Origin of the sequence: Streptococcus mitis (assembly GCF_003942695.1) — a bacterium.
Taxonomy (GTDB): domain Bacteria; phylum Bacillota; class Bacilli; order Lactobacillales; family Streptococcaceae; genus Streptococcus; species Streptococcus mitis_BD.
Genome location: NZ_RJNU01000006.1, coordinates 1 through 25,132 on the forward strand (window position 1 = coordinate 1; position 25,132 = coordinate 25,132).

Below are 25,132 nucleotides of genomic sequence, written 5' to 3' on the forward strand. Positions count from 1 at the left end.
CTACTGGAGAAACTAATCTTTTACTTTTAATTAGTGAGATTAAAAGAGTTTTATCTAATAATATTTCCCGTGATCACTACATAATTTTAATTGATGAAATAGAGATAGGTATGCACCTCGAATGGTCTAGAAGCTTAATAAACTTTTTAGTCAATTATATAAATGAAATCAACAAAATAGGAGGGATGAACTTCCAATTCATCTTCACTACCCACTCTCCCTATATGTTATCTGATATTAAACCAGGAAATGTGATTATACTTGAAAAAAATCAAGAAACTGGATACTCAGAAGGGAAAGTTTTGCAAAATACTTTCGCTAAGAATATCCAAGAAATCATGAAGGAAAATTTGATTGATAATATTTATGGTGATTTTGCCTTAGCAAAGATTAATTCTATGATAAGTAGACTAAATGGAGAAGAGGAGCAGGAAGGAAATGAAGAAGAACTATTAAAAGAAATTCATTTGATTAGCGAGCCTATTCTTCGTAATAAATTATTAGAGATGTATGATAAGAAATACAATACCTCAGAATTTAGTATTGAAAAGCAACTACAGAAGTTGAATCTAAATGAGGAACAACGCAAGCAGGTCAGAGCAATGATTGAAGAAAATATAAGTAGTGCCAATGCGGATAGATGAGTTTGTAAGTAAATAGATTGAATTATCAATACAATCATTTGAAAATGAATAATAGAAAGTAATAATATGAACCATAAAATCGCAATTTTATCAGACATTCATGGCAATGCAACGGCACTAGAAGCAGTGATTGCAGATGCTAAAACTCAAGGAGCCAATGAATATTGGCTTCTGGGAGATATTTTTCTACCTGGTCCAGGTGCTCATGACTTGATTGCCTTGCTGAATGACCTTCCTATCACTGCAAGTGTTCGAGGCAATTGGGATGATTGTGTCCTTGAGGCTTTAGATGGGCAATATGGCTTAGAAGACCCACAGGAAGTCCAGCTCTTGCGTATGACGCAGTATTTGATGGAGCGAATGGATCCCGATCAGATCGCTTGGCTGCGGAGCCTGCCTATGGTTGCGAAGAAAGAAATTGATGGGCTGCGCTTTTCTCTTTCTCATAATTTGCCTGATAAGAACTATGGTGGTGACTTGTTGGTTGACAATGATACGGAGAAATTTGACCGGCTACTTGATGAGGAGACAGATGTGGCAGTCTACGGTCATGTCCACAAGCAGTTGCTTCGTTATGGTAGTCAAGGGCAACAAATTATCAACCCTGGTTCGATTGGCATGCCCTATTTTGATTGGGAAGCGTTAAAAAATCACCGTGCCCAGTATGCCGTGATAGAAGTGGAAGATGGGGAATTGGTCAATATCCTGTTTCGTAAAGTCGCTTATGATTATGAAGCGGAGCTAGAATTGGCCAAGTCTAAGGACCTTCCTTTTATCGAAATGTATGAAGAACTACGCCGAGATGACAACTATCGGGGGCACAATCTGGAACTTTTAGCTAGTTTAATCGAAAAGCATGGATATGTAGAGGATGTGAAAGATTATTTTGATTTTCTGCAAAGTTAGAAATAAAATGGACGCCCTTAATTTGAAGAGAGGTTTGTAGTCGAATTGCTTAGAAAAGAGTCAGACGATAAGGAAGAAAAGGTAGCTTAGCTAAAGTTTGACATTGAAATTATTTTGTTATACAATGAACTTAATTCTTAATAAAAAGGAGAACATTATGAAGAAAATTATTACAGCCAGTATGGCTCTGTTATCTGTTGTTGTTTTAGCAGCATGTTCAGGGAAAACAACGTCTGACTCTTCGACTAAGACTTCAAGCTCTGTAGAGAAAACTTCTTCAGAGGCTTCATCAACAACGTCTAGTTCAAAGACAGAAAATAATGAGGTTGTTTTGATCACCGATGAAGAAATTGACAATGCTAAAACTGTTGGAGATGTGAAGAAAGTCTTTGGTAAACTAGTCGACAATTATAAAAAGCATGCAGTTGAAATTGGGGAAAAAATTCCAGAGAGTGGAAAAGAAGCATATAACGCCCAAGTTGAACCAGCGCTTAAGTCTATGGAGACTGTAAGAGAGTCATTTAACGAAAGCCTTTCAAGCATTGGTTCTGATGATACAGTAGTGCCAGAACAAACTCGTACTCTATTTGTTCAACAGTTGAAAACTGGACGTGACACAATGAAGAAAGCGCTGGAAGCGGCTTATAAAGCAATTGCTCCATACACATCTGGTCAATAATATAAGAAAGTAGGTGTTCGATCACCTGCTTTTTGATTGCTTCAAATCTAAAGCGATACCTACTTAAATAGCTCCAAATTAATAGCAGAGAGTTTGAAAGAAGTACTAACTCTATGAAAAATCCCTGCAAGCTCTTTCAAAATATGGTAGAATGGAAGCAGTAGAATTAGAAAAGGAAATCGATTATGAAATTTCTTGAATTAAATAAAAAACGTCATGCGACTAAGCATTTCACTGATAAACCGGTTGATCCCAAAGATGTGCGTACGGCTATCGAAATCGCAACCTTGGCCCCAAGTGCCCACAACAGCCAGCCATGGAAGTTTGTGGTGGTTCGTGAAAAAAATGCTGAATTGGCAAAATTGGCTTATGGTTCGAACTTTGAGCAGGTATCATCAGCGCCTGTAACCATTGCCCTATTTACAGATACAGACCTAGCCAAACGCGCTCGCAAGATTGCCCGCGTTGGTGGTGCAAAGAACTTCTCTGAAGAGCAACTTCAATATTTTATGAAAAATTTGCCTGCCGAGTTTGCACGTTACAGTGAGCAACAGGTCAGCGACTACCTAGCCCTCAATGCAGGTTTGGTTGCTATGAACTTGGTTCTCGCTTTGACAGACCAAGGAATTGGTTCTAACATTATTCTTGGATTTGACAAATCAAAAGCCAACGAAGTTTTGGACATTGAAGACCGTTTCCGCCCAGAACTCTTGATTACGGTAGGTTACACAGACGAAAAATTGGAGCCAAGCTACCGCTTGCCAGTAGATGAAATCATCGAGAAAAGATAGAAGGAAGAAAAAATGACAGCAATTGATTTTACAGCAGAAGTAGAAAAACGCAAAGAAGACCTCTTGGCTGACTTGTTTAGCCTTTTGGAAATCAACTCAGAACGTGACGATAGCAAGGCGGATGCTGAGCATCCATTTGGACCTGGGCCGGTAAAAGCCTTGGAAAAATTCCTTGAAATCGCAGACCGCGATGGCTATCCAATTAAAAATGTTGATAACTACGCAGGACATTTTGAGTTTGGTGAAGGAGAAGAAGTTCTCGGAATCTTTGCCCATATGGATGTGGTGCCAGCTGGTAGCGGTTGGGATACAGATCCTTACACACCAACTATCAAAGACGATCGTCTTTATGCGCGTGGAGCTTCAGACGACAAGGGGCCTACAACAGCTTGTTACTATGGTTTGAAAATCATCAAAGAATTGGGCCTTCCAACTTCTAAGAAAGTTCGTTTCATCGTCGGAACAGACGAAGAATCAGGCTGGGCAGACATGGACTACTACTTTGAACATGTAGGACTTGAAAAACCAGACTTTGGTTTCTCTCCAGACGCTGAATTTCCTATCATCAATGGGGAAAAAGGGAACATCACTGAATACCTTCACTTTGCAGGTGAAAATACAGGTGCAGCTCGTCTTCACAGCTTTACAGGTGGATTGCGTGAAAACATGGTACCTGAATCAGCAACAGCACTCGTTTCAGGTGACTTGGCTGACTTGCAAGCTAAATTAGATGCCTTTGTTGCGGAGCACAAACTTAGAGGAGAACTCCAAGAAGAAAACGGCCAGTACAAGGTGACTGTGATTGGTAAATCAGCCCATGGTGCTATGCCTGCTTCAGGCGTCAATGGTGCGACTTACCTTGCCCTTTTCCTCAGTCAGTTTGACTTTGCAGGACCTGCAAAAGACTACCTTGACATCGCTGGTAAGATTCTCTTGAACGACCATGAGGGTACAAATCTTAAGGTTGCTCATGTGGATGAAAAGATGGGTGCCCTTTCTATGAATGCAGGTGTTTTCCGCTTCGATGAAACAAGTGCTGACAATACGATTGCCCTCAACTTCCGTTATCCAAAAGGAACAAGCCCAGAGCAAATCAAGTCAATCCTTGAAACCTTGCCAGTTGCTTCTGTTAGCCTTTCTGAACACGGTCACACCCCTCACTATGTGCCGATGGAAGATCCACTTGTGCAAACCTTGTTGAATGTCTATGAAAAACAAACTGGTCTTAAAGGTCACGAGCAAGTCATCGGAGGTGGAACCTTTGGTCGCTTGCTGGAACGTGGGGTTGCCTACGGAGCGATGTTCCCAGACTCTATTGACACCATGCACCAAGCCAATGAATTTATCGCCTTGGACGATCTCTTCCGAGCAGCAGCAATCTATGCTGAAGCTATTTATGAATTGATCAAATAAAACGATAGAAGTCTGAGATTTTATGCTTGGACTTCTTTTTGGAGGGAAAACAGATGTCTCAAATCGAAAAGATCAAACAAGCCATTATGGCGGATCCACAGAATGCCAGCTACACAGAACGCGGAATCGAACCTCTCTTTGCGGTGCCAAAGACTGCTCGCATCAATATTGTCGGACAAGCTCCAGGCTTTAAAACGCAAGAAGCTGGGATTTATTGGAAGGATAAGAGTGGTGACCGTCTGCGTGAGTGGTTAGGTGTTGATGAAGACACCTTTTACAATTCAGGGTTGTTTGCAGTTATTCCCATGGACTTTTATTTCCCAGGACATGGCAAGTCAGGTGATCTTCCACCTCGTACAGGTTTTGCAGAAAAATGGCATCCGCAACTCTTGCAAGAATTACCCGATATCCAATTAACTCTTTTAATCGGACAGTATGCCCAAGCTTACTATCTTCATGAGAAGGTTAGTGGCAAGGTAACAGAGCGAGTAAAACACTACAAAGACTATCTACCAGAATTTTTCCCTCTGGTGCACCCGTCACCACGAAATCAAATCTGGATGGCTAAGAATCCTTGGTTTGAATCAGAAGTGGTGCCAGATTTGAAAGCACTGGTACAAAAGATTATTCATCAATAAAGGAGAAAAACTATGGATGCCTATCAACAAGTAGCTAAAAAGTTGCAAGAGTTGGGGATCGTCTATGATGTGGTGGAGCATCCACCTGCATTTACGACAGAGCAGGCAGATAGCTATATTGAAGGGATGTAAGGAGTCCGGACTAAGTCCATGTTTTTGACCAATAGGAAGAAAACCCAGTACTATCTACTCATAATGGATGACAAGAAACGATTGGATATGGATGACTTTAAAGTTCAAGTGGGAGCCGATCGGATTCGCATGGCCTCATTGGACTCCTTGGCTGAGAAAATGAACCTGCCAGCAGGAACAGTATCACCTTTTGGTTTGTTAAATAATGATGAAAAAGACATTCTAGTTTATTTTGATAAGGACGTTTTATCAGGGGATATCATTGCTTTTCATCCCAATACCAATGAAAAAACAATCTTTATCAAGATTCAAGACTTGTTCCGTTTTTTAGAGTCGATTGGATTTACCTATAAGTTTTTAACTTTGCCTTAAAGGAATCAAAAAAGGAGAAAAAGAATGAAGGAACTTTCCTTCGACGCATTTTACCAGCTCTATCAGAAAGAGTCCCTTTCAGTCTTAGATGTGAGAGAAGTAGAAGAGTTCGAGCCGCTTCATTTAGAAGGTGCTCAGAATTTACCTCTCAGTCAACTAGCAGATACTTATGAACAACTGGACAAAGACCAGTTGCATTATGTCATTTGTAAATCTGGCATTCGTTCAGCTCATGCTTGCCAGTTCTTAGAGGAGCGTGGATACAAGGTCATCAATGTCCAAGGTGGAATGACGGCCTTTGAAAATCTTTAAACCTCTATGGCGATAGATCCTAATCTTCCCTTGCTCGGTTCCAACTGAGTGAGGGATTTTGTTTTTAGATAATTCTTATTTTTAAAAATATTGAAAACATTCAATGATTAATTTTGGATACTTTTTTCAGAGTCTTAATCATGGTATACTAGGTCAGTATTTTAGAAATATGAAGGAGATTTTTATGGCTAAAAAAGGTGCCCTAACAGGCTTACTCCTGTTTGGAATATTTTTTGGTGCGGGAAACTTGATTTTTCCACCTTCTCTAGGTGCTTTATCTGGAGAACAGTTTCTTCCTGCCATCGCAGGTTTTGTCTTTTCAGGTGTCGGTATTGCCGTCTTGACACTTATTATTGGAACTCTAAACCCGAAAGGATACATTCACGAGATTTCTAAGAAAATCTCACCTTGGTTTGCGACGCTTTATCTTGCAGTCCTCTATCTATCGATTGGCCCATTCTTTGCCATTCCACGTACAGCCACAACAGCTTACGAGGTCGGTATCAGTCCCCTCTTGTCTGAAGCAAATAAAGGCCTAGGATTGATTATCTTTACCGTGCTTTACTTTGCAGCAGCCTATCTAATTTCACTCAATCCTTCAAAGATTTTGGATCGAATCGGACGTATTTTAACGCCAGTCTTTGCTTTGTTGATCGTTATCCTAGTTGTACTTGGTGCATTTAAATACGGTGGAACAAGTCCTCAAACTGCGTCAGCTGCTTATCAAGCTTCTGCCTTTGGTACAGGATTCCTAGAAGGTTATAATACCTTGGATGCCCTTGCCTCAGTGGCCTTCAGTGTCATCGCTGTTCAAACCTTGAAACAACTTGGATTTTCAAGTAAGAAAGAATACATCTCAACTATTTGGGTGGTTGGTATTGTTGTAGCTCTTGCTTTCAGCGCTCTCTACATCGGTTTAGGATTCCTTGGAAATCATTTCCCAGTACCAGCAGAAGCGATGAAGGGTGGAACACCAGGTGTTTATATTTTGTCACAAGCAACTCAGGAAATCTTTGGTTCAACAGCTCAACTCTTCCTTGCTGTTATGGTAACTGTAACCTGCTTCACAACGACAGTTGGCTTGATTGTGTCGACAGCCGAGTTCTTTAACGGTCGTTTCCCACAAATCAGCTATAAGGTTTATGCAACTGCCTTTACCTTGATTGGATTTGCTATTGCCAACCTCGGTTTGGATGCGATTATCAAGTATTCAGTGCCAGTACTGGTAATCTTGTACCCAATCACCATCGCCATTGTGATGATCGTGATTGTTAATAAGTTTGTTGCCCTATCAAAACCGGGTATGCAGTTGACAATTGCAGTCGTTACAGCTATTGCTCTTGCAAGTGTCCTTGGAAGCTCCTTTAAGATTGAGTTTCTTGCAAATCTCGTCAATGCTCTTCCGTTTGCAGCTGCCTCTCTACCATGGTTGGTACCAGCAATTATCGGAATCTTGCTTTCCTTGGTTCTACCAAACAAACAAGAGAGTGATGCTTTTGAGATGGAATAAAAAATAGAAATCACTTTTGTAAGTCAACTCTACAGGAGTGATTTTTCTTTTTTCCTCTCTACTGAAATGTGCTATAATAGGTAGCAAAAGAGGTGAAGAAATGAATCAGACTATAAACTATATCAAAGAACTAACCGCTATTGCATCTCCAACAGGATTTACTCGTGAGATCTCAGACTATCTAGTCCATACTTTAGAAGAGCTTGGTTACCAGCCTGTTCGCACAGCCAAGGGTGGTGTCAATGTTACTATTAAAGGTCAAAACGATGATCAACAGCGCTATGTGACTGCCCATGTGGACACACTCGGAGCTATTGTCCGTGCCATCAAACCAGATGGCCGGCTCAAATTGGACCGTATCGGTGGTTTCCCTTGGAACATGATTGAGGGAGAAAACTGTACCGTTCATGTGGCTAGTACAGGTAAAAAGATATCTGGAACTATCCTCATCCATCAGACATCTTGCCATGTCTACAAAGATGCTGGAACTGCTGAGCGCACACAGGACAATATGGAAGTGCGTTTGGACGAAAAAGTGACCAATGAAAAAGAAACCCGCGCCATGGGCATCGAGGTTGGCGACTTTATCAGTTTTGACCCGCGAACTGTCGTGACAGATACTGGTTTTATCAAGTCGCGTCATTTGGACGATAAGGTCAGCGCAGCGATTTTGCTCAATCTTCTTCGTGTTTATAAGGAAGAGGGGATTGAATTACCAGTAACAACTCATTTTGCTTTTTCAGTCTTTGAAGAGGTAGGCCACGGTGCTAACTCCAATATTCCAACTCAAGTGGTGGAATATCTAGCTGTCGATATGGGGGCTATGGGCGATGATCAGCAGACGGATGAGTACACAGTATCTATCTGTGTCAAGGACGCTTCAGGTCCCTATCACTATGACTTCCGTCAACATTTAGTGGCTTTGGCAAAGGAGCAAGATATTCCATTTAAGCTTGACATTTATCCATTTTACGGTTCGGATGCTTCCGCAGCTATGTCAGCAGGAGCAGAGGTTAAGCATGCCCTCCTTGGAGCTGGTATTGAATCCAGTCACTCTTACGAACGAACACACATTGATTCGGTCATGGCGACTGAGCGTATGGTAGACGCCTATCTCAAGAGTGCCTTGGTAGACTAATATGTGCTTGATTTGTCAAAGAATTGAATGGATCAAGGCAGGGGAAAATCCCTACTTTGTAAAAGAACTAGAAACAGGCTATGTTGTTATTGGAGACCACCAATACTTTAAGGGCTATACCTTGTTTTTAGCAAAAGAGCATGTCACAGAACTTCACCATATGGAGACTTCTGAAAAACTGCGTTTTTTAGAGGAAATGAGTTTGGTCCAAGAAGCAGTCGCCAAAGTGTTTAAAGCTGAAAAGATGAACATCGAACTTCTAGGAAATGGAGATGCCCACGCTCACTGGCACCTCTTTCCAAGACGGTCGGGTGATATGAAGGGTCATGGACTTAATGGCCGTGGTCCAGTCTGGTGGGTGCCATGGGAAGAAATGGCGACAGAAGATTGCCAAGTGCAATCCCCTGAACTGGAACAAATGATTAAAGCCTTATCCGATGAACTAGAGAAGCACGTGGTATAAGAGAGGAAGAAAAAATGAAAAAAAGATACATCATTTTATCTGGTTTGCTAGCAGTAACCCTAGCAGCATGTTCTCAAGAACAACCTAAAAATGAAGAAAACACTCAAAAGACGGAGCAAAGCAGTCAACCTGAGGGAACTGTAGGAAGTAAACCCCAAGCTTCTAGTCAGAAAAAAGCAGAAGTTGTGAATAAGGGAGACCACTATAGTATCCAAGGGAAATATGATGAAATCGTCGTAGCCAATAAGCACTATCCTTTGTCAAAAGACTACAATCCAGGAGAAAATCCAACAGCTAAAGCAGAGTTGCTGAAACTCATTGCAGCAATGCAAGCAGCTGGCTACCCAATCAGCGATCATTACAGTGGTTTTAGAAGTTATGAAACTCAAACCAAGCTTTATCAAGACTATGTGAATCAAGACGGGAAGGAAGCGGCAGATCGCTACTCAGCTCGTCCTGGATACAGTGAACACCAGACAGGCCTTGCTTTTGACCTTATCGGGACAGATGGTGATTTAGTTACTGAAGAAAAGGCAGCCCAGTGGCTCTTGGATCATGCGGCTGACTATGGCTTTGTTGTTCGCTATCTCAAAGGCAAGGAAAAAGAGACTGGCTACATGGCGGAAGAATGGCATCTTCGCTACGTTGGAAAAGAAGCCAAAGAAATTGCTGCAAGTGGCCTTAGTTTGGAAGAATACTATGGCTTTGAAGGCGGAGATTATGTCGATTAAAAAAGTAATTTTTCTCTTGCATTTTTAGATAAATAGTGTATAATAGATGGGTATGTGTAAAGCATACTTGTGGGAGGTAAAAATCTCTAATTACCGCCAAAACCACAAAGGAGGATTTAAAAATGGCTAAAAAAGTCGAAAAACTTGTAAAATTGCAAATCCCTGCGGGTAAAGCTACACCAGCTCCACCAGTTGGACCTGCTCTTGGTCAAGCTGGTATCAACATCATGGGATTCACAAAAGAGTTCAACGCTCGTACAGCTGACCAAGCTGGTATGATCATTCCAGTTGTTATCTCAGTATACGAAGACAAATCATTTACTTTCGTTACAAAAACACCACCAGCTGCTGTTCTTTTGAAAAAAGCTGCAGGTGTTGAAAAAGGATCAGGTACACCTAACAAAACTAAAGTTGCTACAGTTACTCGTGCACAAGTACAAGAAATTGCAGAAACTAAGATGCCAGATTTGAACGCAGCAAACATTGAGTCTGCAATGCGTATGATCGAAGGTACTGCTCGTTCTATGGGATTCACTGTTGTTGACTAATCAATAACACAGTAGAAAATCTCACAGCAGTCTATTAGTTGCTTTTCATACTAGGCAAGTGACTGAGGCTTGTACTTAGGTACAGCAAAGGAACTTAACGAAGTAGGAAAAGGAAAATAATAGACTGAAAACCCGCAAGACTTCATCATTTCGAGGAGTGACGTGGGAGATGAAAATCGATTGAACCACTTACAAGGAGAATAGAAAATGGCTAAAAAAAGCAAACAACTTCGTGCTGCTCTTGAGAAAATCGACAGCACAAAAGCATACAGTGTAGAAGAAGCTGTAGCACTTGCAAAAGAAACTAACTTTGCAAAATTTGACGCAACTGTAGAAGTTGCTTACAACTTGAACATCGACGTTAAAAAAGCTGACCAACAAATCCGTGGAGCAATGGTATTGCCAAACGGTACTGGTAAAACTTCACGCGTTCTTGTTTTCGCACGTGGTGCAAAAGCTGAAGAAGCAAAAGCTGCTGGTGCAGACTTCGTTGGTGAAGATGACCTTGTTGCAAAAATCAACGACGGTTGGTTGGACTTCGACGTAGTTATCGCTACACCTGACATGATGGCTCTTGTTGGACGTCTTGGACGTGTCCTTGGACCACGTAACTTGATGCCAAACCCTAAAACTGGTACTGTAACAATGGATGTTGCTAAAGCAGTTGAAGAGTCTAAAGGTGGTAAGATTACTTACCGTGCTGACCGTGCAGGTAACGTTCAAGCAATCATCGGTAAAGTATCATTTGAAGCTGAAAAATTGGTTGAAAACTTCAAAGCTTTCAACGAAACAATCCAAAAAGCAAAACCAGCTACAGCTAAAGGAACTTACGTAACAAACTTGACTATCACAACTACTCAAGGTGTTGGTATCAAGGTTGACGTGAACTCACTTTAATCAACTAAAATCTCTGGCTTCGGTCAGAGTTTTTTTATTCAAATCTATCAACAAAGGATTGGAGGAAATAAAATTGTTGAGAGAAGCTGTACAGGAGGATTTATTTGAGTTATTAAATCTCTACCTGTCCTTACATGAGAAAGATATCCCAGAAGATAGTCTTCATTTGCAGCAAGTATGGAGTGAGATGATTTCTGACCAGCACCATCATGTTATCGTGAAAGAGGTGGAAGGAAGAATAGTCTCCTCCTGTATTTGTGTCATTATTCCCAACTTGACAAGAGGTGTGAGACCCTATGCTTTGATAGAAAATGTGGTGACCCGAGAAGAAGATAGAGGGAAAGGGTATGCAAGTTCCTGTCTTGAATATGCTAAACAAATAGCTAAAGAGGGAAATTGTTATAAGATGATGCTTCTGACAGGTTCTAAAAATGCAAGTACTCAGAATTTTTATAAAGGAGTTGGTTATAATAGTGAAGATAAAACAGCCTATATTCAATGGTTGGATTAAAGCTTGAATCTCAAATAGTCAGAACGAAATCATGGATTAGCAAATAAAAATCTTCTATTTCTTCTTTCACAGAAAATATGGTATAATAGAGAGTAAAAAACTTTGAAAGAAAGAAAAAGATGAATTTAAAAGATTATATCGCAACGATTGAAAATTATCCCAAGGAAGGTATTACCTTCCGTGATATCAGCCCTTTGATGGCAGATGGAAATGCTTATAGCTATGCTGTTCGTGAAATTGTTCAGTATGCAACAGACAAGAAAATCGACATGATCGTGGGACCAGAAGCCCGTGGATTTATTGTCGGCTGTCCCGTTGCCTTTGAGTTGGGAATTGGCTTTGCTCCTGTTCGTAAACCAGGGAAATTGCCACGTGAAGTCATTTCTGCTGACTATGAAAAAGAATATGGTATTGATACCTTGACCATGCACGCTGATGCGATCAAACCGGGTCAACGTGTTCTCATCGTAGATGACCTCTTGGCGACAGGTGGAACAGTTAAAGCGACCATCGAAATGATTGAAAGACTTGGTGGAGTTGTAGCCGGTTGTGCTTTCTTGATTGAGTTGGATGAGCTTAAAGGCCGTGAAAAAATCGGAGATTACGATTACAAGGTACTTATGCATTATTAATGAAAAACAGTCCTTGGGGCTGTTTTCTCTTCATCTGCTATATAAACAAACTATAGCTAGTTAGAGAAAAACTATAATTGAAAACTATATCTTCATACAGTATAATAAAGGGAAGAAGTATTTGGAGGTTTTTACTTTCAAACAGACAACATCATTCCCGAAATAGAGAACTGTTAGGAGGGTATTATGCCGATTCGAATTGATAAAAAATTACCAGCTGTGGAGATTCTAAGAACAGAAAATATCTTTGTTATGGACGACCAACGGGCTGCTCATCAGGATATTCGCCCCTTGAAGATTTTGATTTTAAATCTCATGCCTCAAAAAATGGTAACAGAAACGCAACTCTTACGGCATTTGGCTAATACCCCTTTGCAATTAGATATTGATTTCTTATATATGGAAACACATCGTTCCAAGACAACTCGTGCCGAACATATGGAAACCTTCTATAAGACCTTTCCAGAGGTCAAGGATGACTTTTTTGATGGAATGATTATCACAGGAGCGCCAGTGGAGCATTTGCCTTTTGAGGAGGTAGATTACTGGGAGGAGTTTAAGCAGGTCATCGAATGGTCCAAGACACATGTTTTTTCTACCCTGCATATCTGTTGGGGTGCCCAAGCAGGTCTTTATGCTCGCTATGGAGTTGAAAAGCACCAGATGGCTCAGAAATTGTCAGGCATTTACCCGCAGGATACCTTGAAAGAGGGCCATCTTCTCTTTAGAGGTTTTGATGATAGCTATGTGGCTCCCCATTCTCGTCATACAGAAATCTATAAGGAAGAGATTTTAGGAAAAACCAATCTGGAAATCCTCTCTGAGGGAGAACAAGTCGGAGTTTCTATTTTAGCCAGTCGGGATCTTCGTGAAATTTATAGTTTTGGTCATTTAGAATACGACCGTGATACTCTAGCAAAAGAGTATTTTCGTGATTGTGAGGCAGGACTTAATCCTCACATTCCAGAAAATTACTTCAAAAATGATGATGTGAATGAGAAACCGTGTCTTTGTTGGTCTTCATCAGCTGCTCTCTTTTTCAGTAACTGGGTTAACTATGCAGTTTATCAAGAAACCCCTTTTGACTGGAGAAAGGTAGAGGATGATGCGGCTGCATTTGGATATTTATAAGAGGAATTATGACATATTTTGACGCTTTTAAATCAGGGAACTTGGTTTTACCAAGTGCCCTGCTCTTGCATTTTAAGGAACTCTTTCCTTCTAGTGATGATTTTCTCGTCTGGCAATTTTTTTATCTACAAAATACATCTGCTTTGGATGAGCTGTCGCCAAGCCAAATTGCAGAAACTATTGGAAAAGAACTTGCAGATGTCAACCAATCCATTTCAAACTTGACTGAAAATGGGCTACTACAATATCGAACGATTGAACTAAATGGGGAAATTGAGCTTATTTTTGATGCTAGTTTGGCCTTTGAACGATTGGATAGTTTGTTGGACAGCCAGACTCCAGCTACAACTGCCCCAAACCCGAAAAATCAACTCAAGGATCTGGTAGAGACATTTCAGCAGGAATTAGGACGTTTGTTAACGCCGTTTGAAATCGAAGATCTTTCCAAGACTGTCAAAGAAGACGGTATCAAGGCGGATTTGATCAAAGAAGCTCTTCGAGAGGCGGTTCTAAATGGCAAGCCAAACTGGAAATATATTCAGGCCATCCTTCGGAATTGGCGCCATGAAGGCATCCAGTCTGTGGCTCAGGTGGAGGCCAAACGAGCAGAGCGAGAAGCTAACAATCCTAAACAAGTTCAGGCTTCGGCTGATTTCCTCGATGCTATGAATTTGTGGCAAGAGTAGCCGCTCGGAAAATCTTGTAAATTAGAGTAAGATTTGCAAGCTCCTTATAAATATGGTAGAATAATAGTGAATAAAATGAAAAAAGAGGTATGTGAAATGTCACGTAAACCATTTATCGCTGGTAACTGGAAAATGAACAAAAATCCAGAAGAAGCAAAAGCATTCGTTGAAGCCGTTGCCTCAAAACTTCCTTCATCAGACCTTGTTGAAGCAGGTATCGCAGCTCCAGCTCTTGATTTGACAACTGTTCTTGCTGCTGCTAAAGGTTCAAACCTTAAAGTTGCTGCTCAAAACTGCTACTTTGAAAATGCAGGTGCTTTCACTGGTGAAACAAGCCCACAAGTTTTGAAAGAAATCGGTACTGACTACGTTGTTATCGGTCACTCAGAACGCCGTGACTACTTCCATGAAACTGACGAAGATATCAACAAAAAAGCAAAAGCAATCTTTGCAAACGGTATGCTTCCAATCATCTGTTGTGGTGAGTCACTTGAAACTTACGAAGCTGGTAAAGCTGCTGAATTCGTAGGTGCTCAAGTATCTGCTGCATTGGCTGGATTGACAGCTGAACAAGTTGCTGCATCAGTTATCGCTTATGAGCCAATCTGGGCTATCGGTACTGGTAAATCAGCTTCACAAGACGACGCACAAAAAATGTGTAAAGTTGTTCGTGACGTTGTAGCTGCTGACTTTGGTCAAGAAGTTGCAGACAAAGTTCGTGTTCAATACGGTGGTTCAGTTAAACCTGAGAACGTTGCTTCATACATGGCTTGCCCAGACATTGACGGTGCCCTTGTTGGTGGTGCGTCACTTGAAGCTGAAAGCTTCTTGGCATTGCTTGACTTTGTAAAATAATCTAGTTTTTTCCAGACAGACAGTCAAAAGTACTAGGCGACTTTGACTGCCTGTCTTGTTTTTACTTGGAGTATTCTTGTGAAAGAGGAATTTTTCCGACTAGGGAAGTTCCTTAGGGAAGGAAAGGCGTGCGGATGCGCGCTCTTTTCTGTATCAAAAGGTTATGAAAGGGGGAGTTATGCTCTATATTTGGTCTTATTTGAAAAAATATCCCAAGTGGTTATTCTTGGATTTCTTTGGGGCGATTTTCTTTGTTATCGTCAATCTTGGACTGCCAACTGTTCTGGCTCGGATGATTGATGAAGGTGTGAATAAAGGGAATGAACAGCAATTGTATATTTGGGCTGCAATTATGCTGATGATTATCCTATGTGGAACCTTGGGGCGTATAGTCTTAGCCTACGCTGCTAGTAAGCTGACGACCAATATGGTTAAAGATATGAGAGATGATCTCTATGCCAAATTACAAGAGTATTCTCATCATGAATATGAAAAGATAGGAGTATCTTCACTGGTTACTCGTATTACCAGTGATGCCTTTGTTCTTATGCAGTTTGCAGAACAGACCTTAAAACTGGGTGTCATCACTCCCATGATGATGCTGTCTAGTATTTTAATGATCTTTTTGACCAGCCCGTCATTAGCTTGGATAGTGGCTTTTGCAGTACCTTTCTTGGCTGTGGTGGTCATTTATGTTGCTGTTAAAACTCGTCCTTTATCAGAGAAACAGCAGAAAACTTTGGACAAAATCAATCAATACGCTCGTGAAAATCTGATGGGGCTTCGTGTCATTCGTGCCTTTGCCCGTGAGGAGTTTCAAGAGGAACGCTTTGCAGGACAAAATGCGGTCTATGCAGCTAATTCCAATCGTCTGTTTAAACTAACCGGTTTGACGGAACCTTTGTTTGTTCAGATTATCATTGCCATGATTGTGGCTATTGTCTGGTTCGCTCTGGACCCTATCAAACAAGGTTCTCTGCAAATTGGGGACTTGGTAGCCTTTATCGAATATAGTTTCCACGCTCTCTTGTCCTTCCTTTTCCTATCCAATCTCTTCACCATGTACCCTCGTACAGCCGTTTCGAGTGAACGTTTGAAAGAAGTCATGGATATGCCGATTTCTATTGATCCAAATGAAGGAGGCGTCAGAGAGACAGCAACCCACGGCTATTTGGAATTTGAAAATGTCACCTTTGCCTATCCCGGTGAGACGGAAAATCCTGTTTTGCACAACATTTCTTTCAGCGCTAAACCAGGTGAAACCATTGCCTTTATCGGATCGACCGGATCTGGTAAATCCTCTCTTGTGCAATTGATTCCTCGTTTTTACGATGTCACCCTTGGAAAAATCAAAGTGGATGGTGTTGATGTGAGGGATTACCGCCTCAAGTCTCTCCGTCAAAAGATTGGTTTTATCCCGCAGAAGGCATTACTCTTTACAGGAACCATAGCTGAGAATATCCGCTATGGGAAAGAAGACGCTAGCTCTGCAGACTTAAATCAGGCGGCAGACGTTGCGCAAGCCAAAGATTTTATCGAAAGCCGAGACGAAGGCTTTGCGACCCATCTAGCTGAAGGTGGAAGTAATCTTTCTGGAGGACAGAAACAACGTCTATCAATTGCCCGAGCGGTTATAAAGAATCCTGATATCTATATTTTTGACGATTCTTTCTCAGCCCTGGACTATCGCACGGATGCCATTTTACGCCGTCGTCTCAAGGAAGTAACACAGAATGCTACAGTTTTAATTGTCGCTCAACGTGTCGGAACCATTATGGATGCGGACCAGATTATCGTTCTTGATAAGGGAGAAATCGTGGGCCGTGGTCGACATGAGGAATTGATGGAGTCCAATGACATCTATCGTGAAATTGCTGAGTCGCAGTTAAAAAATGCATCGCTAACAGAAGAGTAGGAGGAAATATGAAAACACAATCTAGTTTGGCTCGTTTGTGGAGCTATTTGAAAGCCTACCGTTTTTCTGTCTTTTTTGCGGTCTTTCTAAAAGTGTTAAGTGTAGTCATGAGTGTCTTGGAGCCTTTTGTATTGGGGCTAGCCATTACGGAGTTGACAAAGAATCTCTTAGATATGGCTAATGGTCTTGCAGGCGCTCGTATCAATACTGGCTACATCGGAACTGTTTTAATTATTTACCTCTTTAGAGGTCTCTTGTATGAACTTGGGTCTTATTATTCCAACTATTTCATGACCAATGCGGTTCAGTCTATGACCCAAGATCTGCGAAATGAAATGACTGAAAAGCTCAATCGTATCCCAGTATCTTTCTTTGACAAACACCAATTTGGTGATTTGTTGGGGCGCTTTACCAGTGATGTTGAGACAGTGTCAAACGCTCTTCAGCAGTCTTTCCTCCAAATTGTCAATGCCGTTCTGACGATTGTCCTCGTCATGGGAATGGTTTTATACTTGAACTTCCAACTGGCCCTTGTAGTGATTCTATCCATCCCAGTGACTTATTTCGGTGCCAGAAGTATCTTGAAACGTTCTCAGCCTTATTTTAAAGAGCAGGCGGCTATTTTAGGACGGATGAATGGCTATGTGCAGGAAAATCTCACAGGTTTTAATGTCTTAAAACTCTATGGTCGTGAGGAAACTTCTCATAAAGAATTTTCTAAGATTACAGACGATCTCCAACGTGTTGGTTTTAAAGCCAGCTTTATCTCTGGACTCATGATGCCAGCCCTCCATGCTGTATCGGACTTGACCTATCTGATCGTTGCAGTTCTTGGTGGTTTGCAGGTGATTGCGGGTCGTTTGACAGTGGGGAATATGCAGGCCTTTGTTCAGTACGTTTGGCAGGTCAGTCAACCAATCCAAAACATCACACAACTTGCGGGTCAAATGCAAAGCGCCAAGTCTTCGTTAGACCGTATCTTCGACATTTTGGATGAGACAGAGGAAGTCAAGGGAGAAGAACTCGAAATCCTTGAACCCTTAACAGGTCAGGTGACCTTCCAACATGTTGACTTCCAGTATGTTGAAAACAAACCATTGATTCGAGACTTTAATCTAGAAGTTCAACCGGGAGAGATGGTGGCGATTGTTGGTCCTACTGGAGCTGGTAAAACGACCTTGATCAATCTGCTTATGCGCTTTTATGATGTCACAGCAGGCGCAATCTTGGTTGACGGGCAGGATATTCGCCAGTTGTCACGTCAAGACTACCGCCGTCAGTTTGGGATGGTCTTGCAGGATGCTTGGCTCTATGAAGGTACAATCAAAGAAAACCTACGTTTTGGAAATCTTGACGCCAGTGATGAGGAAATAATAGAAGCAGCCAAAGCGGCAAATGTAGACCACTTTATCCGAACTCTTCCTGGTGGTTACAACATGGAGATGAACCAAGAGTCAAGTAATATTTCCCTCGGGCAAAAACAACTCTTGACCATCGCGCGTGCTCTCCTGGCCAATCCTAAAATTCTCATTCTGGATGAAGCGACTTCCTCTGTTGATACCCGTTTGGAACTCTTGATTCAAAAAGCTATGAAACGCTTGATGAAGGGAAGAACCAGCTTTGTCATCGCCCACCGTCTCTCTACCATTCAAGAAGCAGACAAGATTCTTGTTCTTAAGGACGGACAGATTATTGAGCAGGGAAACCATGAAAGCTTGCTCCAAGCAAAAGGTTTTTATTATAATCTTTATCAAAGCCAATTTTCGAGCAAATCTGATCAAGTCAGCTAATAAAATAAAGCTAAATTTTTCTTAAATTATCAGTCAATTACAACTTTTTTAATATGAGTTAATTTCCTTGCTTTTGTATACCAGGAGTAGTATACTTAGGTAGTAATCAATAAATTGGTTACAAAAATAATATTATGAGGTGAGAAAAATGGTTGAATTGAAAAAAGATGCATTAAAAGACGTAACAACATTATCTAAGACAGCGCCAGTAGCATTGGCAAAAACAAAGGAAGTATTGAACCAAGCAGTAGCGGACTTGTATGTGGCACACATTGCTCTTCACCAAGTTCACTGGTATATGCGTGGTCGTGGCTTCCTCGTATGGCATCCAAAAATGGATGAATACATGGACAGCCTTGATGGCTATCTTGACGAAATCAGCGAACGTTTGATCACCCTTGGTGGCAAACCTTACTCAACTTTGACAGAATTCCTTCAACACAGTGAAATCGAAGAAGAAGAAGGAGAATTCCGTAACGTTGAAGAAAGCTTGGAACGTGTTCTAGCGATTTATCGCTACCTCATCGCTCTTTTCCAAAAGGCTTTGGATGTGACTGACGAAGAAGGTGACGACGTTACAAACGATATCTTTGTTGGGGCTAAGGCTGAACTTGAGAAAACAGTTTGGATGCTTGCGGCAGAACTCGGACAAGCTCCTGGTTTGTAAGATATAGTTGCTACCCCTTTTATCATGAGGCGCTTGATAAGTGCCCATGACCAATATCTTTTAAAAGTCATGTAACTGTAAAAAGTTGCATGATTTTTTTGTCTGCTGGACTTAGGACACATTGTCAAAAGTAGGATTTTACGGTATAATAGTTGCTGTTCGAGAAATTTTGATTGTCAAAAAATAGTGGAATGTTATAAGGAGAACCCATGAACAACTTACCAAATTGTCCAAAATGTAATTCAGAATATGTCTACGAAGATGGAAGTCTCTTGGTCTGTCCAGAGTGTGCCTATGAGTGGAATCCTGCAGAAGTTGCAGAAGTAGAAGAAGGTGTTGTTGCTATCGATGCCAATGGAAATAAATTGGCTGACGGCGATACTGTAACCCTTATCAAGGACTTGAAAGTAAAAGGGGCGCCTAAGGATTTGAAACAAGGAACTCGTGTTAAAAATATCCGTATCGTAGAAGGTGACCACAACATCGACTGTAAGATTGATGGTTTTGGAGCCATGAAACTCAAGTCAGAATTTGTTAAGAAAATCTAGCCATGAAACTGAACTACAAATTTATCTTTTATAGTCGTGTACTTTTGTTCTTAGCGGCATTTACAGGAGTTTATTTGGAGATTACCAAGCACGGTGGCTTTGGTATGCTCCTTTACTACACAGTGTTGTCCAATCTTTTGGTAACGATTTTCACGGGCTATCTGCTCCGTGTGATGAGCCGTTCAGGTGAAAATTGGCAAAGTGCGACCTTGCTTCGTCTCAAGGGTGGCGTTACCATGAGTATCATGATTACCTGTGTGATTTACCATTTTATGCTTGCTCCGATTGCGACAGACTTTTACCGTGTGGAAAATTTCCTTTGCCACTATATCGTTCCACTCTGGTTTTTAGCCGACACCCTCTTCTTTGATAAACAGGGTCGATACAAGATCTGGGATCCAGTCTTGTGGACCATCTTGCCCTTGGTTTATATGATTTTTGCCTTGTTTAACGGCCTGGTCTTAAAACTCAATATTCCGAATTCCAAGGACAATCCCTTCCCTTATTTCTTTTTAAATGTGAACAAGGGTTGGGACGTGGTTATCAAATGGTGTTTGATCATTTTTGCGGCGTATATGGTTGCAGGCTTCATCTTCTATCTGATCAAGCAAATCAAGCGAAAATAGTCTCCCTATGAGGAAAGTTAGGACGGAGTCTCTAGTTCAATCGGGCTCCTTCTTTTCTTGCCATCTTCCTTTTAAAAGGATCAACAGTGAGAAATATATAGAAAGAAAATCCATGAAACAATATTTAGAACGGGCTAGTATTTTGGCCCTCTCCCTCGTTTTGATTACCTCCTTTTCCATCTCGAGTGCTTTACCAGCCATGTTTGACTACTATCAAGGCTACCCCAAAGAACAAATCGAGCTCCTGGTCAGTCTCCCTTCTTTTGGAATCATGATTATGCTGGTTTTAAATGGGTTTTTGGAGCGTTTGCTTCCTGAGCGACTTCAGATTAGTCTGGGACTTCTCATCCTCTCTATCGGTGGGACAGCTCCCTTCTGGTATCAGGATTATAACTTTGTCTTTGCGATGCGGATTTTATTTGGTTTGGGTGTGGGGATGATCAATGCCAAGGCCATTTCCATCATCAGCGAACGCTATCATGGAAAGACACGGATCCAGATGCTGGGTCTTCGCGGATCAGCAGAAGTTGTCGGGGCATCGATTTTGACTCTAGTGGTTGGTCAGCTCTTACCCTTGGGATGGACAGTGACCTTCTTGGCCTACAGTGCGGGATTTTTAGTATTGATCCTTTATCTGCTCTTTGTCCCTTATGGGAAAGAAAAGAAAGAAACAAAGAAAAAAGAGGCAGAAACGACTCGTTTGACGGGACAGATGAAGGGCTTAATTTTTCTATTGGCTGTCGAAGCAGCAGTTGTTGTCTGCACCAATACAGCTATCACCATTCGTATCCCTAGTTTGATGGTGGAAAGAGGTCTCGGGGATGCTCAATTATCTAGTTTTGTTCTTAGTGTCATGCAGTTGATTGGGATTGTGGCTGGCGTGAGTTTTTCTGTCTTGATTTCTCTCTTTAAAGAAAGATTGCTCCTTTGGTCAGGCATTACCTTTGGATTGGGTCAGATTGTGATAGCTTTGTCTCCGTCATTGGGTGTGATGGTAGTTGGCAGTATTGTGGCAGGTTTTTCTTATAGTGTGGCCTTGACCACTGTCTTTCAGCTTCTTTCTGAAAGAATCCCAGCTAACCTCCTTAATCAGGCAACGTCTTTCGCAGTGCTAGGATGTAGCTTTGGAGCCTTTACGACACCTTTCATTCTTGGGGCGATTGGCTTGGTGACTCAAAACGGTATGTTGGTCTTCACAATTCTAGGATGCTGGTTGATTGTTACTTCTATCTTTGTTATGTATGCACTTCAAAAGAGAGCTTAGGATTGGTTTCCTAAGTTTTTCTTTTTCATTTTTGTCCCCAGACAATTCTCTTTCTTTGAACTTGTTTGCTCAGATATTTCTTGATAAAATAGACACATGACAAGATATAAAGCAATTATTTCCTATGACGGTTACGCTTTTGCTGGCTTTCAACGCCAGCCTCATGCGCGGAGCGTTCAGGAAGAAATTGAAAAAACCTTAACTAGACTTAATAAGGGACAAGCTATCACTGTTCACGGTGCTGGTAGGACGGACAGTGGGGTTCATGCTCTGGGTCAGGTTATTCATTTTGATCTGCCCTATCAGATGGATGAGGAAAAACTCCGTTTTGCTCTGGATACTCAGTCACCAGAAGATATTGATGTGATTTCGATTAAGATCGTGGCGGATGATTTTCATTGCCGTTATGCAAAACATAGCAAGACCTATGAGTTTATCGTGGATAGGGGCCGTCCTAAAAATCCCATGCGCCGTCACTATGCTACTCACTTTCCCTATCCGCTTGATGTTGAGCGGATGCAGATGGCAATCAAAAAGTTAGAGGGAACCCATGATTTCACCGGTTTTACAGCATCTGGGACTAGTGTAGAGGACAAGGTTCGGACCATTACAGAAGCTAGTCTTAGTGTTGATAAGACAGGCCAATTTTTGACCTTTACCTTTTCAGGAAATGGTTTTTTGTATAAGCAGATTCGCAATATGGTGGGGACTCTTCTCAAGATCGGAAACAACCGAATGCCAGTTGAGCAGATTGACTTGATTTTGGAGAAGAAGGACAGGCAACTTGCAGGCCCAACAGCAGCACCAAATGGCTTGTATTTAAAGGAGATTCGTTATGAAGAATAATCGTATTTTAGCCCTTTCTGGGAATGATATTTTTAGTGGTGGCGGCTTGTCAGCTGATTTGGCCACCTATACTTTGAATGGCTTGCATGGTTTTGTAGCAGTGACTTGTTTGACGGCTGTGACAGAAAAGGGTTTTGAAGTCTTTCCTACGGCTGATACTATTTTTCAACATGAGCTAGACAGCTTGCGTGATGTGGAGTTTGCAGGAATTAAGATTGGTCTTCTCCCTACTGTCAGTGTGGCTGAGAGGGCATTGGACTTTATCAAGCAACACCCAGGGGTGCCTGTAGTTCTAGATCCAGTCTTGGTCTGCAAGGAAACGCACGATGTAGCTGTCAGCCAACTCTGTCAAGAGTTGATTCGCTTTTTCCCTCATGTTAGCGTGATTACGCCAAATCTCCCTGAAGCAGAATTATTAGCTGGTCAGGAGATTAAAACCTTGGAAGATATGAAGGCTGCAGCGCAGAAATTGCATGAATTAGGAGCGCCAGCAGTCATTATCAAGGGAGGCAATCGCCTCAGTCAGGACAAGGCTGTAGATGTCTTTTATGATGGACAAACTTTCACTGTCCTAGAAAACCCAGTCATTCAAGGCCAAAATTCTGGTGCAGGTTGTACCTTTGCCTCAAGCATTGCCAGTCACTTGGTTAAAGGAGATGAACTTTTACCAGCAGTAGAGAGTTCTAAAGCTTTCGTTTACCGTGCTATTGCACAAGCAGATCAATATGGAGTAAGACAATATGAAGCAAAACAAAACAACTAAAATCGCCCTAGTATCTCTTTTGACAGCCCTTTCTGTGGTTCTAGGTTATTTCTTAAAAATCCCAACACCAACAGGCATTCTAACTCTCTTAGATGCGGGTGTCTTCTTTGCAGCCTTCTACTTTGGTAGTCGTGAAGGGGCTGTCGTTGGAGGACTAGCAGGTTTCTTGATTGACCTCTTATCAGGCTATCCACAGTGGATGTTCTTTAGCTTGGTAAACCATGGCTTGCAGGGATTTTTCGCAGGATTTAAAGGGAAATCTCAGTGGCTAGGCCTTATCTTAGCTACTATTGCGATGGTAGGAGGCTACGCCTTGGGTTCAACTTTGATGAATGGCTGGGCGGCAGCTCTACCAGAAATCCTACCAAACTTCCTGCAAAATACCGTGGGTATGGTTGTAGGGTTTGTGCTTAGTCAGAGTATTAAGAAAATTAAGTAAAGCGGCTGGAGAAAAGTTTTAAAAATCAGAAAAACGCATAATATCAGGTGTTGAAAAACCTTGATATTATGCGTTTTATTGTGGGAAGATTTTCGAAGAATATTAATCAAAATAAAGCAAATCTTTGCTGGTGCTTGTAAAGAGGTCAAAGCCATCCTTGGTAACAACACCACAGTCTTCGATGCGGACACCGACTTTACCAGGGATATAGATACCAGGTTCAACAGAGAAGCACATGCCTTCTTCAATGACCATGTCGTTTCCTTCCATGATGGATGGGAATTCGTGGACATCCATACCGATACCGTGACCGAGACGATGGTTGAAGTACTCACCATAACCAGCTTTTTCAATGACTTCACGGGCAGCGCGGTCCACTTCATGGGCAGTCACACCTGGCTTGATAAAGTCAAGAGCAGCTTGTTGGGCTTCAAGGGTCAAGTTGTAAATATCTTTCTTGAATTGGTCTGGTTTGCCGACAGCTACTGTACGAGTCATATCTGATGCATAGCCATTGACCATAACACCCAGGTCAAAGAGGAGAAGGGCGTCTTTTTCGACCTTGTTTGCACCAGGAATTCCGTGTGGATTTGCAGCGTTATCGCCAGTCAAAACCATAGTATCAAAGCTCATTTCATAGCCTTCACGTTTCATGGCAAAGTCAATTTGGGCAATGATGTCTGTTTCTGTTTTATCAAGAGAAATGTTGTCAAAACCAACTTTTACAGCCTTATCAGCATAGAGACCTGCAACCATCATTTTTTGCACTTCATCAGCTGATTTGATGAGGCGCATGCGTTGGATGCGAGGAGTGAGGTTTTCAAACTCAGCAGCCTCAAAGACTGTTTTCAAACCATGGTATTTGGTTAAGATGAGGTTGTCAAACTCAACAGCAACACGTTTGAAGTCGTGCTGCGGCAAAGCGTTTTTGATTTTTTGCCATGGATTTTCAGAATCCACATAGCCCACAACTGGGAAGGAAACAGTATTGGTTGCACGCTCCACTTCGAGAGCTGGGACAAAGAGGAGAGGTTCCTGATCTGCTAGAACAAAGAGGAACATTTGGCGTTCATGGGGATCACTGTAAAAGCCAGTGAGGTAATTGATAGTGACGGGGTCAGATACGACAGCGACGTCTAGTTTTTCTGATTCAAGATATGTTAGGATTTGTTGTAATTTAGACATATGCTACCTTCTTTCTACACCTCTATTTTGGCAAAAAAAGAGAGAAAATGCAAGGGAGAAGGGTAAAAGAACAGGCAAAAAGAACTCCGGCAAGATAGGG

The 25,132-nt window shown here is 41.6% G+C and carries 28 protein-coding genes and 1 pseudogene; 28 read left to right on the forward strand and 1 reads right to left on the reverse strand.

What is annotated here, in order from left to right; genetic code table 11:
• The 28 genes and pseudogenes from D8852_RS05580 to D8852_RS05715 all read left to right on the forward strand — a co-directional run.
• The coding region (locus tag D8852_RS05580) for an AAA family ATPase (protein ID WP_142999066.1) at positions 1–644 on the forward strand (644 nt) is incomplete at its 5' end.
• Positions 645–710: 66 nt separating this feature from the next.
• Positions 711–1,550 (forward strand): metallophosphoesterase family protein, encoded by an 840-nt coding sequence (locus tag D8852_RS05585; RefSeq protein ID WP_125424743.1) that lies wholly within the window; start codon positions 711–713, stop codon positions 1,548–1,550.
• A gap of 157 nt (positions 1,551–1,707) precedes the next feature.
• Complete coding sequence (locus tag D8852_RS05590; protein WP_000720915.1) at positions 1,708–2,229, forward strand: hypothetical protein; 522 nt, start codon at positions 1,708–1,710, stop codon at positions 2,227–2,229.
• Between the two features lie 185 nt (positions 2,230–2,414).
• Positions 2,415–3,020: a nitroreductase family protein gene (locus D8852_RS05595; RefSeq protein ID WP_000670152.1), complete on the forward strand. Its 606-nt coding sequence runs from the start codon at positions 2,415–2,417 to the stop codon at positions 3,018–3,020.
• Positions 3,021–3,032: 12 nt separating this feature from the next.
• Positions 3,033–4,433 (forward strand): dipeptidase PepV, encoded by a 1,401-nt coding sequence (gene pepV, locus D8852_RS05600; protein ID WP_125424744.1) that lies wholly within the window; start codon positions 3,033–3,035, stop codon positions 4,431–4,433.
• A gap of 53 nt (positions 4,434–4,486) precedes the next feature.
• On the forward strand, positions 4,487–5,071 hold the full coding sequence (locus D8852_RS05605; RefSeq protein ID WP_125424745.1) for a uracil-DNA glycosylase family protein: 585 nt from the start codon (positions 4,487–4,489) through the stop codon (positions 5,069–5,071).
• A 12-nt stretch (positions 5,072–5,083) separates the two neighbouring features.
• Positions 5,084–5,575, forward strand: a pseudogene (locus D8852_RS05610) (prolyl-tRNA synthetase associated domain-containing protein).
• Positions 5,576–5,599: 24 nt separating this feature from the next.
• Entirely contained in the window at positions 5,600–5,887 is a 288-nt protein-coding gene (locus D8852_RS05615; RefSeq protein ID WP_125424746.1) for a rhodanese-like domain-containing protein, read from the forward strand.
• Between the two features lie 184 nt (positions 5,888–6,071).
• A complete protein-coding gene (gene brnQ / locus D8852_RS05620) occupies positions 6,072–7,397 on the forward strand; it encodes a branched-chain amino acid transport system II carrier protein (protein WP_185755587.1) in 1,326 nt (441 codons plus the stop codon).
• Positions 7,398–7,497: 100 nt separating this feature from the next.
• Positions 7,498–8,535: a M42 family metallopeptidase gene (locus D8852_RS05625; RefSeq protein WP_125424748.1), complete on the forward strand. Its 1,038-nt coding sequence runs from the start codon at positions 7,498–7,500 to the stop codon at positions 8,533–8,535.
• A 1-nt stretch (position 8,536) separates the two neighbouring features.
• Entirely contained in the window at positions 8,537–8,998 is a 462-nt protein-coding gene (locus D8852_RS05630) for an HIT family protein (RefSeq protein ID WP_125424749.1), read from the forward strand.
• A gap of 14 nt (positions 8,999–9,012) precedes the next feature.
• Positions 9,013–9,729: an LD-carboxypeptidase LdcB/DacB gene (gene ldcB / locus D8852_RS05635; protein WP_125424750.1), complete on the forward strand. Its 717-nt coding sequence runs from the start codon at positions 9,013–9,015 to the stop codon at positions 9,727–9,729.
• 122 nt (positions 9,730–9,851) lie between these two features.
• A complete protein-coding gene (rplK, locus tag D8852_RS05640; protein WP_001085808.1) occupies positions 9,852–10,277 on the forward strand; it encodes a 50S ribosomal protein L11 in 426 nt (141 codons plus the stop codon).
• A gap of 207 nt (positions 10,278–10,484) precedes the next feature.
• The gene (gene rplA / locus D8852_RS05645) at positions 10,485–11,174 is read left to right on the forward strand and encodes a 50S ribosomal protein L1 (RefSeq protein WP_001085675.1); all 690 of its coding nucleotides are present in this window, start codon (positions 10,485–10,487) and stop codon (positions 11,172–11,174) included.
• A 73-nt stretch (positions 11,175–11,247) separates the two neighbouring features.
• Positions 11,248–11,685 (forward strand): GNAT family N-acetyltransferase, encoded by a 438-nt coding sequence (locus D8852_RS05650; RefSeq protein WP_125424751.1) that lies wholly within the window; start codon positions 11,248–11,250, stop codon positions 11,683–11,685.
• A 119-nt stretch (positions 11,686–11,804) separates the two neighbouring features.
• Entirely contained in the window at positions 11,805–12,317 is a 513-nt protein-coding gene (locus D8852_RS05655; protein ID WP_001049316.1) for an adenine phosphoribosyltransferase, read from the forward strand.
• 186 nt (positions 12,318–12,503) lie between these two features.
• Positions 12,504–13,448: a homoserine O-acetyltransferase MetA gene (gene metA, locus D8852_RS05660; RefSeq protein WP_125424752.1), complete on the forward strand. Its 945-nt coding sequence runs from the start codon at positions 12,504–12,506 to the stop codon at positions 13,446–13,448.
• 8 nt (positions 13,449–13,456) lie between these two features.
• Positions 13,457–14,134: a DnaD domain-containing protein gene (locus D8852_RS05665; protein ID WP_125424753.1), complete on the forward strand. Its 678-nt coding sequence runs from the start codon at positions 13,457–13,459 to the stop codon at positions 14,132–14,134.
• Between the two features lie 96 nt (positions 14,135–14,230).
• On the forward strand, positions 14,231–14,989 hold the full coding sequence (tpiA, locus tag D8852_RS05670; RefSeq protein ID WP_125424754.1) for a triose-phosphate isomerase: 759 nt from the start codon (positions 14,231–14,233) through the stop codon (positions 14,987–14,989).
• A gap of 178 nt (positions 14,990–15,167) precedes the next feature.
• Entirely contained in the window at positions 15,168–16,904 is a 1,737-nt protein-coding gene (locus D8852_RS05675) for an ABC transporter ATP-binding protein (protein ID WP_125424755.1), read from the forward strand.
• An 8-nt stretch (positions 16,905–16,912) separates the two neighbouring features.
• Complete coding sequence (locus tag D8852_RS05680) at positions 16,913–18,694, forward strand: ABC transporter ATP-binding protein (protein WP_125424756.1); 1,782 nt, start codon at positions 16,913–16,915, stop codon at positions 18,692–18,694.
• Positions 18,695–18,842: 148 nt separating this feature from the next.
• The gene (locus D8852_RS05685; RefSeq protein WP_038804896.1) at positions 18,843–19,361 is read left to right on the forward strand and encodes a Dps family protein; all 519 of its coding nucleotides are present in this window, start codon (positions 18,843–18,845) and stop codon (positions 19,359–19,361) included.
• A 209-nt stretch (positions 19,362–19,570) separates the two neighbouring features.
• Positions 19,571–19,909: a zinc ribbon domain-containing protein YjdM gene (locus D8852_RS05690; RefSeq protein WP_001061600.1), complete on the forward strand. Its 339-nt coding sequence runs from the start codon at positions 19,571–19,573 to the stop codon at positions 19,907–19,909.
• Between the two features lie 2 nt (positions 19,910–19,911).
• Positions 19,912–20,535, forward strand: coding sequence for a Pr6Pr family membrane protein (locus D8852_RS05695; RefSeq protein WP_125424757.1), 624 nt, complete (start codon positions 19,912–19,914; stop codon positions 20,533–20,535).
• Positions 20,536–20,647: 112 nt separating this feature from the next.
• Positions 20,648–21,799 (forward strand): MFS transporter, encoded by a 1,152-nt coding sequence (locus tag D8852_RS05700; protein WP_125424758.1) that lies wholly within the window; start codon positions 20,648–20,650, stop codon positions 21,797–21,799.
• Between the two features lie 96 nt (positions 21,800–21,895).
• Complete coding sequence (gene truA, locus D8852_RS05705) at positions 21,896–22,645, forward strand: tRNA pseudouridine(38-40) synthase TruA (RefSeq protein ID WP_125424759.1); 750 nt, start codon at positions 21,896–21,898, stop codon at positions 22,643–22,645.
• Positions 22,635–23,408, forward strand: coding sequence for a bifunctional hydroxymethylpyrimidine kinase/phosphomethylpyrimidine kinase (locus D8852_RS05710; RefSeq protein WP_125424760.1), 774 nt, complete (start codon positions 22,635–22,637; stop codon positions 23,406–23,408). The genes truA and D8852_RS05710 overlap by 11 nt, the downstream gene beginning before the upstream one ends.
• A complete protein-coding gene (locus tag D8852_RS05715; protein ID WP_125424761.1) occupies positions 23,386–23,847 on the forward strand; it encodes an ECF transporter S component in 462 nt (153 codons plus the stop codon). Before D8852_RS05710 ends, D8852_RS05715 begins: the two co-directional genes overlap by 23 nt.
• 102 nt (positions 23,848–23,949) lie before the next feature.
• Here D8852_RS05715 and D8852_RS05725 read toward each other — a convergent pair whose 3' ends face one another.
• On the reverse strand, positions 23,950–25,032 hold the full coding sequence (locus tag D8852_RS05725) for a M24 family metallopeptidase (RefSeq protein ID WP_125424763.1): 1,083 nt from the start codon (positions 25,030–25,032) through the stop codon (positions 23,950–23,952).
• Positions 25,033–25,132: the final 100 nt, after the last annotated feature.